Source organism: Mycolicibacterium hodleri (assembly GCF_025822245.1).
GTDB lineage: Bacteria > Actinomycetota > Actinomycetes > Mycobacteriales > Mycobacteriaceae > Mycobacterium > Mycobacterium hodleri.
This window is the reverse complement of record NZ_JACKTL010000008.1, coordinates 74,037-90,212: the sequence shown is the minus strand read 5'-3', so window position 1 is coordinate 90,212 and position 16,176 is coordinate 74,037. Positions and strand designations below refer to the sequence as shown.

Genomic DNA, 16,176 nt, shown 5'->3' with positions numbered 1-16,176 from the left:
AGACATGTCACGCATTGGAAAGCAGCCGGTCCCGGTTCCATCCGGGGTCGACGTCACGATCAACGGACGCAACGTCTCGGTCAAGGGCCCCAAGGGCACCCTGACCCTCGACGTTGCCGAGCCGATCACCGTAGACCGCGATGACGACGGTGCCATCCTGGTCACCCGCCCCGACGACGAGCGCCGCAGCCGTTCGCTGCACGGCCTCTCGCGGACGCTGGTCGCCAACCTGGTCACCGGTGTAACCGAGGGCTACACCACGAAGATGGAGATCTTCGGTGTCGGCTACCGCGTCGCACTCAAGGGCAACACCCTCGAGTTCGCACTCGGATACAGCCACCCGGTCGTCATCGAAGCCCCCGAAGGCATCACGTTCGCGGTGGAGACGCCCACCAAGTTCTCGATCACGGGCATCGACAAGCAGCAAGTCGGCCAGATTTCGGCGAACATCCGCCGCCTGCGCCGCCCGGACCCGTACAAGGGCAAGGGCGTTCGCTACGAAGGCGAGCAGATCCGCCGCAAGGTCGGAAAGACGGGTAAGTAAGCCATGGCCAACACCAAGACTGATACAGCAGCTCCCAAGCGGAAGCCGTTGGGGCAGAGCGTCTCCGAGACGCGTCGGACTTCCCGACTGCGTCGCCACGCGCGGTTGCGCAAGAAGGTCGCGGGCACTCCCGAGCGTCCCCGCCTGATGGTCAACCGGTCCTCGCGCCACATCCACGTGCAGTTGGTGGACGACCAGACCGGCACCACGCTGGCCGCCGCGTCGTCCATCGAAGCCGACGTGCGTGCGGTCGACGGCGACAAGAAGGCGCACAGCATCCGCGTCGGACAGCTGATCGCCGAGCGCGCCAAGGCAGCAGGCGTGGACACCGTGGTCTTCGACCGCGGCGGCTACACCTACGGCGGTCGCATCGCGGCTCTGGCCGACGCCGCCCGCGAGAGCGGACTGAAATTCTGATGAAGACTCGAAACGGAAGGACTGCGTGATGGCCGATCAGCCAACAGCAGGAACCGGAACCGGCGCCGGAGGAACGGGCGCCACCGGCAGCCGGCCCCCGCGGGGCGGCGGCGGTGGCGATCGCGACGGACGCGGTCGTCGTGACGACCGCGGCGGCCGTGGTGGCCGCGACGGCGGAGAGAAGAGCAACTTCCTCGAGCGCGTCGTCGCCATCAACCGCGTGTCCAAGGTCGTCAAGGGTGGCCGGCGCTTCAGCTTCACCGCGCTGGTCATCGTCGGTGACGGCAACGGCATGGTCGGTGTCGGCTACGGCAAGGCCAAGGAAGTTCCCGCCGCGATCGCCAAGGGCGTCGAAGAGGCCCGCAAGAGCTTCTTCCGCGTTCCGCTGATCGGTGGCACCATCGTCCACCCCGTCCAGGGTGAAGCGGCCGCGGGCGTGGTCATGCTGCGCCCCGCCAGCGCAGGTACCGGCGTGATCGCCGGTGGCGCGTGCCGTGCGGTGCTGGAATGCGCCGGCGTGCACGACATCCTGGCCAAGTCACTGGGCAGCGACAACGCGATCAACGTGGTGCACGCCACCGTTGCCGCGCTGAAGATGATCCAGCGCCCCGAAGAGGTCGCCGCACGTCGTGGCCTCTCGATCGAGGACGTCGCCCCGCCGAGCATGCTCAAGGCGCGACGCGAGAGCGAAGCGCTGGCCGCTGCGGCAGCGCGTGAAGGATCGGCATAGTCATGGCTGAAGTGAAGATCACCCAGGTGCGGGGCACCGTCGGTGCGCGCTGGAAGCAGAAGGAGAGCCTGCGGAGTCTCGGACTTCGCAAGATCCGTCAGACCGTCGTCCGCGAGGACAACGCTCAGACGCGTGGCCTGCTCGCCGTCGTCAACCACCTCGTCACCGTTGAGGAGGCGTAATGACCATCAAGTTGCACGACCTGCGCCCAGCGCCCGGGTCGAAGACCGCACGCACCCGCAAGGGTCGTGGTGAAGGCTCGAAGGGTAAGACCTCCGGCCGCGGTACCAAGGGCACCAAGGCCCGCAAGAACGTTCCGGTGACGTTCGAGGGTGGGCAGATGCCCATCCACATGCGGCTGCCGAAGCTCAAGGGCTTCAAGAACCGCTTCCGTACCGAGTACGAAGTGGTCAACGTCGCCGACCTCGACCGGTTGTTCCCCAAGGGTGGCACCGTTGGCGTCGACGAGCTCGTCGCCGCTGGCGCGGTTCGCAAGAATTCGCTGGTGAAGGTTCTCGGCGACGGCAAGATCTCCGTCAAGGTCGACCTGACCGCACACAAGTTCAGTGGCAGCGCGCGCGAGAAGATCAGCGCCGCAGGCGGTTCGGTCACCGAGCTGTAAGCACGTCCACGTGGGAGGGCCCCGCACGCTTCGGCGTGCGGGGCCCTCTGCGTCGGGCGGTCGTCAGTCGAGCTGCGGCAGCACCTCGGCGGCCAGCCGCTCCATCTGCTCGCGATCCTCAGCGACGCCGTCGCCCAGCGGGTTGAGCAGGATCATCTCGGCACCCGCCGCCACGACGGCCCGTAGACCCGCAGCCACCTCGGCGGGCGTGCCCGACACCGGCACGTCCTCGATGCCGCGCATGCCGCCGTACTTGCGGTGCAGGCCGGCGACGACCCGCTCGCGTGCCCGGCCGGCGTCGTCGTCGATCATCAGGTACACGCGCTTGCCGACGGTGAAGCCCGAGGCGTCCTTGCCCTGGGCGTCGAGTTCGCGACGCACCGTGGCGGCCACCGTGGTGAAGGTGTCGGTAGTGGACGAGCCCGCACCCAGGAACGAGTCGCCGAGCCGGACCGCACGGGCTAGTGCGGCAGGTGCGGTGCCGCCGAACCAGATTGGCGGATGCGGCCGCTGAACCGGCTTCGGTTCGATCGGCAGGTCGTCGACGTCGCGGAACCGCCCGTGAAACGTCACCCGCTCCGCGTCGGACCACGCCGCCTTCATCAGCTCGAGGCCCTCGGTGAAGCTGCTGATGAACGTCTTGGGCTCGATCCCGAAGGCGTCGAAGCGTCGAAAGCCGCCACCCGGAGCCACCCCGAGGTCGAGTCGGCCGTGGCTGAGCCGGTCGACGGCCGTCGCCGCCGACGCCAGCTGCAGGGGGTCGTGCAGGGAGGTGACCATCACGGCCACGCCCAACCGCATCCGGGTCGTGCACGCCGCGGCGTAGGACAACAGCTCCAACGGCGCGATCAACGGCTCGGCACCGATCGTCTGCTCCAAGGTCCACCCCGCCTCGAAGCCCAGTTCCTCGGCGCGCGCCACGTAGTCCTTGAAGCCCTCGGCGTCGAAGCCGTCCAGGTCGAGCTGGGGCAGGGAGATCGAGTACCTCATCGACTCCACGTTACGACCGTCGTCTGTGGACGGAGCTGCCGCCCGCGCGCCGTCGGTAGGCTCGTCTCCATGTTCAGCTTCCTGTCAGACGTCCCCGGCACCGACGAACTGCGTGCGATCGTCCGCAAGGTCGACACCGCGCGTCACCGCGGTGTGCCCAGCGGCTGCGTGCTGGAACTCGACCTGCAGTCGGTGCCACAGGAGACCGGCGGCTTCGACCCCCTTGCCATGATCAACGGAAACGGCAAGCCGCTGCTGCTGCGCGAGGCGGTGGCCGCCATTCACCGCGCGGCCAAGGACGACCGGGTCTCGGCGCTGATCGCGCGGGTGCAGCTGCCGGCCGCCTCGGCGGGCCCGGTGCAGGAGTTGCGTCAGGCCATCGTGGCGTTCAGCGACGTCAAGCCCTCATTGTCATGGGCCGAAACCTATCCGGGGACGATGTCCTACTACCTGGCCTCGGCGTTCCGAGAGGTGTGGATGCAGCCGTCTGGCACCGTCGGTCTGGTCGGCTTCGCGACCAATGCGCTCTTCCTGCGCGACGCCCTCGAAAAGGCAGGCATCCAAGCGCAATTCATCGCCCGCGGGGAGTACAAGTCCGCGGCCAACATGTTCACCCAGGAGAGCTACACCGACGCCCACCGCGAAGCCGACGGCCGGCTCGTCGAGAGCTTGCACGACCAGGTCCTCGCGGCGGTCGCCGAATCCCGGCACGTCGACGTCGCCGAGCTCGACGCGCTGGCCGACCGGGCACCGCTGCTGCGCGACGACGCGGTCACCGGGCGGCTCGTCGACCGCATCGGCTTCCGCGACGAGGCGTATGCCCGGATCGTGGAACTCGCTGGGGCGTCGGGTGTTTCGGCCGACGACCCGGAGGCCCCGGCACGGCTGTACCTGTCGCGCTACGCCCGCGCGGGCGGGGCGCCGTCGGTGCCCTCGCTGCCCGGCCGCACCTCCAAGCCGACCATCGCCGTCGTGACCCTGGCCGGACCCATCGTCAGCGGCCGCGGCGGCCGGACCCTGTCGCCGCTGGGAACCTCGAGCGCCGGCGGCGACACGATCGCCGCGGCGCTGCGCGAGGCGGGCGCCGACGACGACGTCGCCGCCGTCGTGCTGCGGGTCGACAGCCCGGGCGGATCGGTCACCGGCTCGGAGACCATCTGGCGCGAGGTGGTCCGGCTTCGCGACGCGGGCACGCCGATCGTGGCGTCGATGGGCGCCGTCGCCGCCTCGGGCGGCTACTACGTGTCGATGGCCGCCGACGCGATCGTCGCCAACCCGGGCACGCTGACCGGCTCGATCGGGGTGGTCACCGGCAAGCTCGTCGCCCGCGACCTCAAGGAGCGCCTGGGAATCGGCTCGGATTCGGTGCGCACCAACAACAATGCCGACGCGTGGTCGGTGAACGCACCGTTCACCGACGAGCAGCACCAGCACGTCGAGGCCGAGGCCGACCTGTTCTACACCGACTTCGTGCAGCGGGTGGCCGACGGCCGGGGCATGACCGTCGAGGAGGTGGACGCCGTGGCGCGCGGGCGGGTCTGGACCGGGGCCGACGCCCTGGCCCGGGGCCTGGTCGACGAACTCGGCGGACTCCGCGCGGCGCTCGACCGCGCCAAGGTGCTCGCCGGACTCGACGCGGACGCCGAGGTCAAGCTCGTCGCGCTCCCCGGCACGTCACTGCTCGACGCGCTTCGCCCGAAGCCGTCGTCGCAGCCAGCCGCCGCGTCGTTGCCGGATGCCTTCGGCTCGCTCGTCGGCCGCTCGGCCGCGGCCTTCCTCACCCAGGCCGAGCGCTCGCTGACCGGGGTGAACGCGTTGTGGTTGGGCGATCAGAGGTTCTGATCCGTCGGGTCAGCCCGCGAACACCGCGCTGACGTAGCGCAGGTCGCCCATCATCTTCGACAGCTCGTCGTCGGGGTAGTCGAAGCCGTCGGCCGCGTAGGCCTCCCGGTTCGGCAGCGCCGTGACCTCCCAGCCGTGGGCGCGGAGGTACTCGACGGGGTCGTGCCGTTCACCCTGGTAGACCAGGTCGGCCATCTCGATGTCGGAGCCCATCTGCTTGAGGCGCTCCCGCAGGAGTTGCGAGCGCTCGTCGGTGAAGGCGGTGAGGTCGGGCACGTGCTCGGTGGCGAGCCGGCTACCCGGCGCAGACAGCGCGGTGATGTTGTCGAACAACGCGTCCTGCGCCTCCGGCGGCAGGTAGATCAACAGACCCTCCGCGCTCCAGGACGTTGGCCGTGTCGAATCGAAACCATTGTCCCGCAACGCCTTCGGCCAGTCCTCGCGTAGGTCGACCGCCACCGTGCGACGGGTGGCCGTCGGTTCGGCGCCGATTCCGCTCAGCGTCGTCGTCTTGAACTCGACCACCTCGGGCTGGTCCACCTCGTAGACCACCGTGCCGTCCGGCCACGGCAGTCGGTACCCACGGGCGTCGAGACCGGCGGCGAGGATCACGGCCTGGCGCACGCCGGCGGCGGCGCCGTCCAGGAACATCTGGTCGAAGAATCTGGTGCGCACCGCCATGCCCTCCGCCGCTCGACGCGGCGTGAACGCCGGGTCGACGGCGGTGAAGTCGACGTCGCCGTCGAGCATCCGGGTGAACAGGTCGACGCCGACCGCCCGCACCAACGGTTCGGCGTAGGGATCGTCGATCAACTTCTCGCGGTGGCCCAGCGCGCGCTGCGCGGCCACCATCGTCGCGGTCGCTCCCACACTGGAGGCCAGATCCCAGCTGTCGCCGCTTGTTCTCGCCATGGTGTCTCCCTAGTTCAACGTCGACGTGAGGTAACCGGAGCCGCCACCGAACGAGGCGAGCTCGTCGTCGGGGAGTTGGAAACCGTTGGCGGCGTAGGCGTCTGCGGTCGACAGGATGACGTTGGACCATCCGTGTGTCGCGAGATAGTCCGCGGCACTGTTGCGCTCACCGGTGTAGAACAGCTCGGCGAGGTTGATCTCGGACCCGAGCCGCTTGGTCCGCTCGGTGAGCTTCTCGGCCCAGTCGGCGGGAATCGCGGCCAGGTCCATGTGCTCGGTCGCAATCCGGCTGCCCGGTGCCGAGAGCGCCGTGATGTCGTCGAACAACCGGTCCTGCGCTTCCGGCGGCAAGTACACCAACAGGCCCTCGGCGCTCCACGCCGTCGGGGCGGTGGGGTCGAAACCGGCCTGCCGTAGCGCACTGGCCCAGTCGTTGCGAAGGTCGATCGCCACGGTGCGGCGTTCCGCGGTGGGTTCGGCGCCGAGTCCGGCCAGCGTGCGCGTCTTGAATTCGACGACCTCCGGTTGGTCGATCTCGTACACGACGGTCCCGGCGGGCCATGCCAGGCGGTAGGCCCGGGTGTCGAGGCCGGACGCGAGGATGACGGCCTGGCGGATGCCCGCCGAGGTGGCCGCGGTGAAGAAGTCGTCGAAGTAACGGGTGCGGACGGCCATCTGCTCGTTCATCGCCCGCCGGTTCAGCAGGGGATCGTCGTCGTCGCCGAGCGGTTCCCCGTCGACGACCTTGACGAACGTCTCCATGCCGACGGCGCGCACGAGCGGTTCTGCCCACGGATCGTCGAGGAGGGCGTCGGGGCCTTGGGACGCCGTCGCGCGGGTGGCGGCGACCGCGGTGGCGGTGGCGCCCACGCTGGAGGCGAGGTCCCAGCTGTCGTCGGCGGTGCGTGTCATGAATCTTCTCCTTCGAGGGTGGCGATGACCGACAGGGAATTGCGCAAGGCCACGAGGGCCTCGGAGTCGGGGAACTGGCGGCCGTAGTCGGCGAACACGTCGGGGCGGGGGCGGGCCGAGACCCGCCAGCCCTTCGCGGTCAGATAGTCGACGACGGGCGTGCGTTCGCCGCCGTAGGCAAGGTCGGCGATGTTCACGTCGAAGCCGTGAGCGCGCCACTGCTCGGCCAGCGCGCCGGCGCGGCCGCCGAGCGCCGCGCCCCCGTCCGGGTGGTACTCGGTCGCGAGGCGACTGCCGGGCGCCGACACCGCGGTGATGTCGTCGAACAAGCGGTCCTGCGCCTCCGGCGGGAGGTAGACGAGTAGCCCCTCGGCGCTCCACGCCGTCGGCGCCGTCGCGTCGAACCCCTCGGCGGCGAGTGCCGCCGGCCAGTCGTCGCGCAGGTCGACCGCGACGGCGCGCCGTTCGGCGGTGGGTGTGGCACCGAGGTCGGCCATCGCCGCGGACTTCGCGCCCAGCACTGCGGGCTGGTCGATCTCGAAGACCGTCGTGCCCGACGGCCAGGGCAGTCGGTACGCCCGGGAATCGAGGCCCGACGCCAGGATCACCGCCTGGCGGACCCCGGCCTCGGTCGCAGACAAGAAGAAGTCGTCGAAGAAGCGGGTCCGGACGGCCATCACCTCGGCCAGCAACGCTCCGGCTCCGGCTCCCTCGGCGTCCAGCGGGAGGGTGCCGTCGACCAGCTTGACGAAGAAGTCGACGCCGACCGCGCGGACCAGGGGAGCGGCGTAGGGGTCGTCGATGAGCGGATCGGGTTCGCGGGAGGCCAGTGCGCGGGCGGCGGCGACCATGGTGGCCGTCGCCCCGACGCTGGAGGCGAGGTCCCACTCGTCGCCGTCGAAACGCTTGGATTCGGTGTCGGTCATCGGTGCTCCAACTATTAGTTAGCTGATGTAATGAGCCGGTGCCGACTGTACGCTTCGAAGCTGACACGCCAACCGGGCCGCGGCCACGTCGATCGGATGAGGGTCCGACCGGCGTCAACTGTTACCCTCGTAGACTGTTCCAACGCGCGATTGCGCTGGCTGCAGGCATGCCTGCGCACCGGCTGACGGATCGCTCGGGACTTACCCATAACGCGCTGGTTGGACCAGCCCCATCGGCACGCCGCGACTCGATCCGGCTGCGCAGGAGGAAGAGTGCTTTCGGCTTTCATCTCGTCACTGCGGACGGCCGACCTCCGACGGAAGATTCTCTTCACCCTCGGCATCGTCATCCTCTACCGGGTCGGTGCCACGCTGCCGTCTCCCGGCGTCAACTACCCCAACGTCCAGCAGTGCATCCAGCAGGTCCAGGGCGGTGACTCGGCGCAGATCTACTCGCTGATCAACCTGTTCTCGGGCGGCGCGCTGCTCCAGCTGTCGGTCTTCGCGGTGGGCGTCATGCCCTACATCACCGCCAGCATCATCGTGCAGCTGCTGACCGTGGTCATCCCGCGGTTCGAACAGCTGCGCAAGGAAGGCCAATCCGGCCAGGCCAAGATGACGCAGTACACCCGCTACCTCGCGGTGGCCCTGGCATTGCTGCAGGGCACCTCGATCGTGGCGCTGGCCGCCAATGGCGGGCTGCTGCAGGGCTGCACCCTCGACATCATCTCCAACTCGTCGATCTTCACCCTCGTGGTCATCGTGCTGGTGCTGACCGCAGGCGCCTCGCTGGTCATGTGGATGGGCGAGCTGGTCACCGAGCGCGGCATCGGCAACGGCATGTCGCTGCTGATCTTCGCCGGCATTGCGGCCCGCATCCCCGGCGAGGGCAAGATGATCCTCGACGGCCGCGGACCGACCGTCTTCACCATGGTCTGCATCGCCGCCCTGATCATCATCGTGGGCGTCGTGTTCGTCGAGCAGGGCCAGCGACGCATCCCCGTCCAGTACGCCAAGCGCATGGTCGGGCGGCGCATGTACGGCGGCACGTCGACCTACCTGCCGTTGAAGGTCAACCAGGCCGGCGTCATCCCCGTCATCTTCGCGTCGTCGCTGATCTACATCCCGAACCTGATCACCCAGTTGATCCGTAGTGGCAAGTCCAGCCCGGGAACGGGGTGGTGGGACAAGTTCGTCGCGGACTACCTGACCAACCCCGCGAGCCCGGTGTACATCGCGATCTACTTCGGCCTGATCGTGTTCTTCACGTACTTCTACGTGTCGATCACGTTCAACCCCGACGAACGTGCCGACGAGATGAAGAAGTTCGGCGGCTTCATTCCCGGCATCCGACCTGGCAAGCCGACGGCGGATTACCTGCGATACGTTCTGAGCCGAATTACCCTGCCCGGCTCGATCTATCTCGGTGTGATCGCCGTTCTGCCCAACTTGTTCTTGGAGATCGGCAACACCGGAAGCGTGCAGAACCTGCCCTTCGGCGGCACCGCGGTTCTGATCATGATCGGTGTCGGACTGGACACCGTCAAACAGATCGAGAGCCAGCTGATGCAGCGCAACTACGAAGGGTTCCTCAAGTGAGAATCGTGTTGCTTGGACCGCCCGGCGCAGGCAAGGGGACGCAGGCCGAGAAGCTCGTCGAGAAGCTGGGGATTCCGCAGGTCTCCACCGGCGACCTCTTCAGGCACAACATCAGCACCGGCACCGAACTCGGCGTCGAGGCCAAGAAGTACCTCGACGCCGGCGACCTGGTGCCCGCCACTCTCACCAACGCACTCGTCGACGACCGGCTCGACGACGAGGACGTGGCCGACGGCTTCATCCTCGACGGCTTCCCGCGGTCGGTCGAGCAGGCCGAGGCCCTGCGCGAGATGCTGGCCAAGCGCAACCTGCAGCTCGACGCGGTCCTGGAGTTCCGGGTCTCCGAGGACGAGCTGCTCAAGCGGCTGAAGAGCCGGGGACGCGCCGACGACACCGAAGAGGTCATCCTCAACCGGATGAACGTCTACCGGGCCGAGACGGCACCACTGCTGGACTACTACTCCGACGAACTCAAGACCGTCGACGCCGTCGGCGATCCCGACGAGGTGTTCGCCCGCGCGCTGCGCGCACTCGGCAAGTAGTCCGATGATCGGACTGTCCAGCCTGCGCGGCCGCAAGGTCGTCCCGCAGCGAACCGCGGGTGAACTCGACGCGATGGCCGCGGCCGGAGCCCTCGTCGCCGCCGCGCTACGCGCGGTCCGGCAGGCGGCCCAACCGGGTGTCTCCACCCTCGAGCTCGACCAGATTGCCGAGTCGGTCATCCGCGACGGCCGTGGTGTCCCGTCGTTCCTCGGCTACCACGGCTTTCCCGGCAGTATCTGCTCGTCGGTCAACGACCGCGTGGTCCACGGCATCCCGTCGGCCGACGAGGTTCTGGCCGCCGGCGACCTGGTGTCCATCGACTGCGGTGCCATCCTCGACGACTGGCACGGCGACTCGGCGGTGACCTTCGGCGTCGGCCCGCTCATCCCCGCCGACGAGGCCCTGTCGGAGGCCACCCGTTCGGCCATGGAGGCCGGCATCGCCGCCATGGTGCCCGGCAACCGCCTCACAGACGTCAGCCACGCCATCGAGGTGGGGACGCACGCCGCCGAGGCTCGCCACGACCGCAAGTACGGCATCGTCGAGGGCTACGGCGGACACGCCATCGGCAGAAGCATGCACATGGACCCGTTCCTGCCCAACGAGGGATCACCGGGCCGCGGGCCGCACCTCGCCGCCGGCTCCGTCCTGGCCATCGAACCGATGCTGACCCTCGGCACCACGAAGACCATCGTGCTGGAAGACGAGTGGACCGTGATCACCGCCGACGGCACCCGGGCCGCACACTGGGAACACACCGTTGCCGCCACCGACGACGGGCCCCGCATCCTCACACTCTGAGGTGAACCGGTCGGACGCCCACTGCGTATAAGTAGTGGAGGTGCTCGTGGACGATCCGGAGGCAGCGATGATGCGCGTGCTCTACGCCGAGCACGCCGCCGCGCTGTGGCGGTACGCGTTGCGCCTCACCGGCGACCAGGCGCGCGCGGAGGACGTCGTCCAGGAGACGTTGCTGCGGGCGTGGCGGCATCCCGAGGTCACCGACGACGTCGAACGCTCGGCGCGAGCGTGGCTGTTCACCGTCGCCCGCAACCTCATCATCGACGAGAGACGCAGCGCGAGGTTTCGCCACGAATCCGGCACCGCCGACGTGGAGGCGGTCGCCGACTATGCCGGTCCCGACGAGGTCGACACGGCGTTGGACAAGCTGCTTCTCGGCACGGCGCTCAGCCAACTCTCCGAGGACCACCGAGCGGTGATCCTCCGCGCGTACTACCAGGGGTGGAGCGTGGCGCAAACCGCCGCGGACCTGAACATCGCCGAGGGCACGGTCAAGTCCCGGCTGCACTACGCAATGCGGGCGCTGCGGCTCAACTTGCAGGAAATGGGGGTGACGCGATGACCTATTCCAACGGCGGCCATGGTCTCGACGTGGTCGACGGCGACGGTTACGCGACGTGGGACGCGGCGTACGTCCTCGGTGCGCTCTCGAGTGCCGAGCGCCGCGAGTTCGAAGCGCACCTCCAGACGTGCGACCGGTGCCGCGCGGCCGTCGCCGAGCTCAGTGGCATGCCGGCACTTCTTGGCCTGCTCAGTGAGGACGACGTCCGAGGTCTGGACGGCGAGCACCCCGAACCGCCGCCGCTGCGCGACGAGGTGCTGGCGTCGGTCCTGGACAAGGTGCGGTGGCGCCGGCGCCGGTCGCGATGGCTGACGACGACGTCGGTGGCCGTGGCGGCCGCCCTGCTCGCCGTCGGGCTCGTGGTCGCCGTCCGGCCCGAGTTGATGGGCTTGCGCAACGGCGAGACGGAGCAACCCGTGGCGCAGCTGGAGATGAACAAGTTGGCGCCGACTCCGTTCAGCGCGACCGTCGCGCTGAGCAGCTTCGCCTGGGGCACCCGCATCGACATGGCCTGCACCTACGGCCAATGGTCCGGCGGATCGGACGGTCCGCCGAGCAACCTCGGCATGGTGGTGGTCGGCCGCGACGGCAGCCGCACCCAGGTGGCCACCTGGCTCGGACTGCCCGGCGCCACCGCGCTGCCCAGTGGCAACACCCCGATGCCCAAGGATCGGATCGCGTCGGTGCAGTTGGTCTCCGCCGACACCGGGCAGGTGTTGCTCGAACGCCCGACGTGAGCGGTTCCGCCCGCCGGTGCGGTATGAAGGGGCGTGTCCTCTCAGCCGACGGAGCGTGATCCCATTGCGCTCGCCCGCACCAACTGGGAACGCGCCGGCTGGGGTGCGGTCGCCGACGGCATGGTCGCCGTCACGTCGGTGATGCGGGCCCACCAGATTCTGCTGGCCCGCGTCGAGGCGGCGCTGCGCCCGTACGACCTGAGCTTCTCGCGCTACGAACTCCTGCGACTCTTGGCGTTCAGCAGCAGCGGGGCACTGCCCATCACCAAGGCCTCCGACCGGCTGCAGGTCCACGTCACCAGCGTCACGCACGCCATCCGCCGGTTGGAGGGGGACGGTCTGGTGGAGCGGACGCCACACCCGACCGACGGCCGCACCACACTGGTCAGGCTCACCGAGCTGGGCCGCTCGACGGTGGAGGACGCGACGGCCACCCTCAACGACGAGGTGTTCGCCGACATCGGGATCTCCGCCGACGAGTCGGCCGCACTGGCCTCGGCCATCGAGACGCTGCGCCGCCAGGCCGGGGACTTCTGACTCACTGCGCCCGAATGGCGTTGTCCGGCAGGGCAAGCCAGTCGCGGAAGGACAAGAGTCCGGGATTTAGCGCCCGGACCGCGGACAGGTCGCGGTCGCCGACGAAGCGGGCCGAGTTCTGGGCGTAGTACTGGAACATGTTGCCCATCTCGACCGCGCCGGGGAAACCCTGAGCGCGGAATTCGTCCCAGCCGAGCGGCCGATAGAGAACGTCCTCGCCAAGGGCGTCGCCCAGGGCCGCCGCATACTGCTCGCCGGTGAGGTGATCGCCGGCGATGGACACCGTCGCGCCGACGAGCTCCGTGCCGCGCCGGAAGACGCCAAGCGCCGTCCGGCCGATGTCGCCCACGGCGATGCCCGACATCAACTGATCGGCCATCGGGAGGGTCAGCACCAGCTTGCCGTCGTCGCCGCGCGACGGGGCGAGGCCCCCGGCGAAGCCCTCGAAGAAGAACGTGGTCCGCAGGAACGTGGTGGGGACGTCGTACTCGCGGAACACCGCGTCGGCCTCGCCCTTGGCGTCGAAGTGGGGCACCTTGTAGGCCCCGTCGACGTCCGGCACGCCGTGGTCGGTCCCGAAGAACTCCCGGGTGTCCTCGAGCGTCGACCAGATCACGTGGCCGACGCCCGCCTGCTTGGCGGCCAACGCGGCGATGTCGGCCTGGGCGAGTTCCATCGCGGCGCGGGTCCGGCTGGCCTCCTCCTCGGGGGTGCGCTCGGCCCAGTAGTTGGTGACCACGAAGGCGCTGTCGGCACCCTCGAAGGCGCGTCGCATGCTCGGCCCGTCGGCGAGGTCGGCCTCCACCACCTCGGCTCCCGCGTCGGCCAGCTCGCGGGCCTTCTCGGAGCGGGCGCTGCGGGTCAGGGCCCGCACCCGGAACTCGTGATGCGGGTCCTCGAGGATGGCCCGCACCAGGCCGCCACCCTGTGATCCCGTGGCCCCGACCACCGCGATCAGCTTCTCGTTCGTCATGACGTCTCCCATCTCGATTCGGGTTGATGTGTCAACCCAACTACGACGATAGTCCATTGGGTTGATATGTCAACCCGATGGACTAAGGTGGCGGCATGACGGATGCGGGTGGGCTCGACGACGACGAGCTGTCGGCGTGGCGGAGCTTCGTGGACATGCAGCACCACCTGGAGCGACACCTGGTCAAGCACCTGCAACGGGACTTCGGGCTCTCGGACTCCGACTTCGAGATCCTCGTCAACCTCTCCGAGGCCCCCGGTGGTCGGCTGCGCGCGTTCGAACTCGGCCGTGCGACACAGTGGGAGAAGAGCCGGATGTCGCACCATCTGAGCCGGATGGAGAAGCGGGGGCTGGTCCGGCGCGAGGCCTCCGACGCCCGCTACCCGGACGTCGTGCTGACCGACGCCGGCCGCTCGGCCATCGCCGCGTCGGCCCCGGCGAACGCCGCCCGGGTGCGCGAACTCTTCGTCGAGGTCGTCGGACCCGAGCGGCTGGCAGTCCTCAAGGCGGCCTCCGACGACGTGCTCGCCGCGCTCGGGGAACACCTCGACGACTGCGAGGGCAGCTAGAGCAGCTCCACTCCCTCGCGCGCGGGAGAAGGTGGCAGCGGGATCGTCGCCGTCACCGCCGTCCCCACCCCGGGGCGGGACCGGATGTTGAGCCTGCCGCCGACGATCTCGGCACGCTCGGCCATCGACAGCAGCCCGTAGCCGCCCATCTCGTCACCGCCCAGCGGGTTCTCGAGGGTGTCGAAACCACGGCCGTCGTCCACGATCTCCAGCCGGGCGGTGTGCTCGCCCACCGAGAACGTGAGGCTGGCGTGGGTGGCCTGAGCGTGCTTGACCACGTTCTGCAGGCACTCCTGGGCGATGCGGTAGATCGCGATCTCGACGTGGTCGGGCAGCCGGGTGTCGGCCAGGTCGACGCCGATCTCCACCTGCGGGATGGACCTGGCGAGGCTGGCGAGGCCGCCGGCGAGGCCCAGGTCGTCGAGCACCGGCGGGCGCAGACCACCGATCGCCGCCCGCGCCTCCTGCAGCGTGAGGTCGACCAACTCCCGGGCCTTGCCCAGCTGCTCGGCGGCCGCGTCGGCGTCGACCCCGACGGCCCTGGTCGCGGCGTCCAGCCGGTAGGACAGCGTGACCAGCCGCTGCGAGATGCCGTCGTGGATGTCGCCGGCGAGCCGACGGCGCTCCATCTCCTGCGCCTCGATGACCTGCTCGACGAAGTTCTCGTGCGCGCGCTCGCGGGCCACCAGCCGGCGGTGCAGCCGGGCCTGATGCATCGCACCGGCGATCAGCCGGCCGATCACCAACAGCAGCTCCACGTCGCGGGCGGTGAAGTCGCGACGGGCCACGGTGTGCACGTTCAGCACGCCGACCAAGCCGCCGGGATCGGTCTCCATCGGCACCGACACCATCGAGGTGAAGTCCGAGCCGCGCAGTGACTCGAAGGGCAGATAACGCGGGTCGGACTCCTTGTCATGAACGATCACCACGGGTTCTCGGTGGCTGGCCACCCACCCCGACACGCCCCGCCCCAGTGGCAGCCGGATCTTGCCGACCTCGGAGTCGAACGGCGGCGTCGCGCCCGTGAGGGTCAGGGACCTCTCGGCGTCGTCGAGCACGTGCACGAAGCACACGTCGGTACCCGTCGCGGCGGTGATCATGCGGGCGGCGGCCTCGGCCAGCGGCTCCACGCCGGGGCCGCTCGAGGCGGCCTGAATGAGTTCGCGGAGCAGGGCCAGCTCGCGGTCGGCGTCGACCAGGTCCCGGACGGCGTTGGCCCCACGCCGCGCCGAGGACCGCCCGGGTCTCACCGGTAGATCCCCTCGCGCAGTGCCGTGGCCACGGCGCCGGTGCGGTCGGCGACGTCGAGCTTGCGATAGATGGCGCGCAGGTGGGTCTTGACCGTCTCCTCGCCGATCACCAGCTTGGTCGCGATGCCACGGTTGGACAACCCGTTGACGACGTAGGACAGGATCTCGCTCTCGCGCTGGGTGAGCCCCTGGCGGGCGCCGGGCCAGAACTCGTCACGTTGCAGCCGGGCGGCGGTGTCGACGGCCCGCGCCGCCATGCCGGGATCGATCGCGGTCTCACCCGCGTGCGCGAACTCGAGCTGGCGCACCAGCTCGTCGCTGCTGATGCTCTTCAACAGGTATCCCGACGCCCCGACCCGCAGCGCCTGGAAGAGGTACTGCTCGTCGTCGTAGACCGACAGCATCACGACCCTGCGGTGTGGTTCCCGCTCCCGCAGGGCGGCGCACAGGTCCAGCCCGCTCGACCCCTGCATGCGCACGTCGCACAGGACGATGTCGGGATCCAGCTCGGCCACCACGTTCATCGCCCGTTCGGCGCCGACGGCCTGGCCGACGACCTCGACGCGGTCGGCGAACGCGGTCAGCATCGCCTTGAGTCCTTCGATCACCATCTCGTGGTCGTCGACCAGGACGAGCCGCACCGGAGGATGGGCGGTGGTCGGCATGGCCCGAGCATAGGACCGGTCTCCCGGCCGGCAGCCCAAGTTGAC

The 16,176-nt window shown here is 69.3% G+C and carries 20 protein-coding genes; 13 read left to right on the top strand and 7 right to left on the bottom strand.

Going from position 1 to position 16,176, the window contains the following annotated elements; all coding sequences use genetic code 11:
• Positions 1-4: 4 nt before the first annotated feature.
• Genes rplF through rplO form a run of 5 tightly spaced genes read left to right on the top strand, consistent with a single transcriptional unit; the run spans position 5 to position 2,313 of the window.
• Positions 5-544 (top strand): 50S ribosomal protein L6, encoded by a 540-nt coding sequence (gene rplF, locus H7J06_RS01545; protein ID WP_264036351.1) that lies wholly within the window; start codon positions 5-7, stop codon positions 542-544.
• A 3-nt stretch (positions 545-547) separates the two neighbouring features.
• A complete protein-coding gene (rplR, locus tag H7J06_RS01540) occupies positions 548-961 on the top strand; it encodes a 50S ribosomal protein L18 (RefSeq protein ID WP_275078832.1) in 414 nt (137 codons plus the stop codon).
• A gap of 28 nt (positions 962-989) precedes the next feature.
• Positions 990-1,691 carry a 30S ribosomal protein S5 gene (gene rpsE / locus H7J06_RS01535; RefSeq protein WP_264036349.1) on the top strand — a complete coding sequence of 234 codons (702 nt, stop codon included), beginning with the start codon at positions 990-992 and terminating at the stop codon, positions 1,689-1,691.
• A 2-nt stretch (positions 1,692-1,693) separates the two neighbouring features.
• Positions 1,694-1,873 carry a 50S ribosomal protein L30 gene (gene rpmD, locus H7J06_RS01530; protein WP_149480271.1) on the top strand — a complete coding sequence of 60 codons (180 nt, stop codon included), beginning with the start codon at positions 1,694-1,696 and terminating at the stop codon, positions 1,871-1,873.
• Positions 1,873-2,313, top strand: coding sequence for a 50S ribosomal protein L15 (gene rplO, locus H7J06_RS01525; protein WP_264036346.1), 441 nt, complete (start codon positions 1,873-1,875; stop codon positions 2,311-2,313). Before rpmD ends, rplO begins: the two co-directional genes overlap by 1 nt.
• A 63-nt stretch (positions 2,314-2,376) precedes the next feature.
• On the opposite strand, the gene H7J06_RS01520 is transcribed toward rplO, so the two are convergent.
• Positions 2,377-3,303, bottom strand: a complete 927-nt coding sequence (locus H7J06_RS01520; protein WP_264036344.1) for an LLM class flavin-dependent oxidoreductase — start codon at positions 3,301-3,303, stop codon at positions 2,377-2,379.
• A gap of 69 nt (positions 3,304-3,372) precedes the next feature.
• Between H7J06_RS01520 and sppA the strand changes: the two genes are divergently transcribed.
• Positions 3,373-5,145, top strand: coding sequence for a signal peptide peptidase SppA (gene sppA / locus H7J06_RS01515; RefSeq protein WP_264036343.1), 1,773 nt, complete (start codon positions 3,373-3,375; stop codon positions 5,143-5,145).
• 9 nt (positions 5,146-5,154) lie between these two features.
• On the opposite strand, the gene H7J06_RS01510 is transcribed toward sppA, so the two are convergent.
• The 3 genes from H7J06_RS01510 to H7J06_RS01500 are packed head-to-tail and all read right to left on the bottom strand — an operon-like array spanning position 5,155 to position 7,895.
• Positions 5,155-6,057: a class I SAM-dependent methyltransferase gene (locus tag H7J06_RS01510; protein WP_264036341.1), complete on the bottom strand. Its 903-nt coding sequence runs from the start codon at positions 6,055-6,057 to the stop codon at positions 5,155-5,157.
• A 9-nt stretch (positions 6,058-6,066) separates the two neighbouring features.
• On the bottom strand, positions 6,067-6,969 hold the full coding sequence (locus H7J06_RS01505) for a class I SAM-dependent methyltransferase (RefSeq protein WP_264036340.1): 903 nt from the start codon (positions 6,967-6,969) through the stop codon (positions 6,067-6,069).
• The gene (locus H7J06_RS01500; RefSeq protein ID WP_264036338.1) at positions 6,966-7,895 is read right to left on the bottom strand and encodes a class I SAM-dependent methyltransferase; all 930 of its coding nucleotides are present in this window, start codon (positions 7,893-7,895) and stop codon (positions 6,966-6,968) included. The genes H7J06_RS01505 and H7J06_RS01500 overlap by 4 nt, the downstream gene beginning before the upstream one ends.
• A 273-nt stretch (positions 7,896-8,168) precedes the next feature.
• Here H7J06_RS01500 and secY point away from each other — a divergent pair, with 273 nt between their 5' ends.
• The 6 genes from secY to H7J06_RS01470 are packed head-to-tail and all read left to right on the top strand — an operon-like array spanning position 8,169 to position 12,674.
• Positions 8,169-9,494, top strand: a complete 1,326-nt coding sequence (secY, locus tag H7J06_RS01495) for a preprotein translocase subunit SecY (RefSeq protein WP_264036336.1) — start codon at positions 8,169-8,171, stop codon at positions 9,492-9,494.
• Positions 9,491-10,036, top strand: coding sequence for an adenylate kinase (locus H7J06_RS01490; protein WP_264036334.1), 546 nt, complete (start codon positions 9,491-9,493; stop codon positions 10,034-10,036). Before secY ends, H7J06_RS01490 begins: the two co-directional genes overlap by 4 nt.
• A gap of 4 nt (positions 10,037-10,040) precedes the next feature.
• Positions 10,041-10,838, top strand: coding sequence for a type I methionyl aminopeptidase (map, locus tag H7J06_RS01485; protein ID WP_264036332.1), 798 nt, complete (start codon positions 10,041-10,043; stop codon positions 10,836-10,838).
• 46 nt (positions 10,839-10,884) lie between these two features.
• Positions 10,885-11,400, top strand: a complete 516-nt coding sequence (locus H7J06_RS01480) for a sigma-70 family RNA polymerase sigma factor (protein ID WP_308205670.1) — start codon at positions 10,885-10,887, stop codon at positions 11,398-11,400.
• Positions 11,397-12,137 (top strand): anti-sigma factor family protein, encoded by a 741-nt coding sequence (locus tag H7J06_RS01475; protein WP_264036329.1) that lies wholly within the window; start codon positions 11,397-11,399, stop codon positions 12,135-12,137. Before H7J06_RS01480 ends, H7J06_RS01475 begins: the two co-directional genes overlap by 4 nt.
• Positions 12,138-12,170: 33 nt before the next feature.
• Positions 12,171-12,674, top strand: a complete 504-nt coding sequence (locus H7J06_RS01470; protein ID WP_264036327.1) for a MarR family transcriptional regulator — start codon at positions 12,171-12,173, stop codon at positions 12,672-12,674.
• A gap of 1 nt (position 12,675) precedes the next feature.
• Here H7J06_RS01470 and H7J06_RS01465 read toward each other — a convergent pair whose 3' ends face one another.
• Positions 12,676-13,647 carry an NmrA/HSCARG family protein gene (locus tag H7J06_RS01465; RefSeq protein WP_264036325.1) on the bottom strand — a complete coding sequence of 324 codons (972 nt, stop codon included), beginning with the start codon at positions 13,645-13,647 and terminating at the stop codon, positions 12,676-12,678.
• 95 nt (positions 13,648-13,742) lie between these two features.
• Between H7J06_RS01465 and H7J06_RS01460 the strand changes: the two genes are divergently transcribed.
• Positions 13,743-14,216: a MarR family winged helix-turn-helix transcriptional regulator gene (locus H7J06_RS01460; protein ID WP_264036323.1), complete on the top strand. Its 474-nt coding sequence runs from the start codon at positions 13,743-13,745 to the stop codon at positions 14,214-14,216.
• Here H7J06_RS01460 and H7J06_RS01455 read toward each other — a convergent pair.
• Both H7J06_RS01455 and H7J06_RS01450 read right to left on the bottom strand, forming a co-directional pair.
• Complete coding sequence (locus tag H7J06_RS01455) at positions 14,213-15,466, bottom strand: GAF domain-containing sensor histidine kinase (protein ID WP_264036321.1); 1,254 nt, start codon at positions 15,464-15,466, stop codon at positions 14,213-14,215. The genes H7J06_RS01460 and H7J06_RS01455 overlap by 4 nt on opposite strands.
• On the bottom strand, positions 15,463-16,131 hold the full coding sequence (locus H7J06_RS01450) for a response regulator (protein ID WP_264036319.1): 669 nt from the start codon (positions 16,129-16,131) through the stop codon (positions 15,463-15,465). Before H7J06_RS01450 ends, H7J06_RS01455 begins: the two co-directional genes overlap by 4 nt.
• Positions 16,132-16,176: the final 45 nt, after the last annotated feature.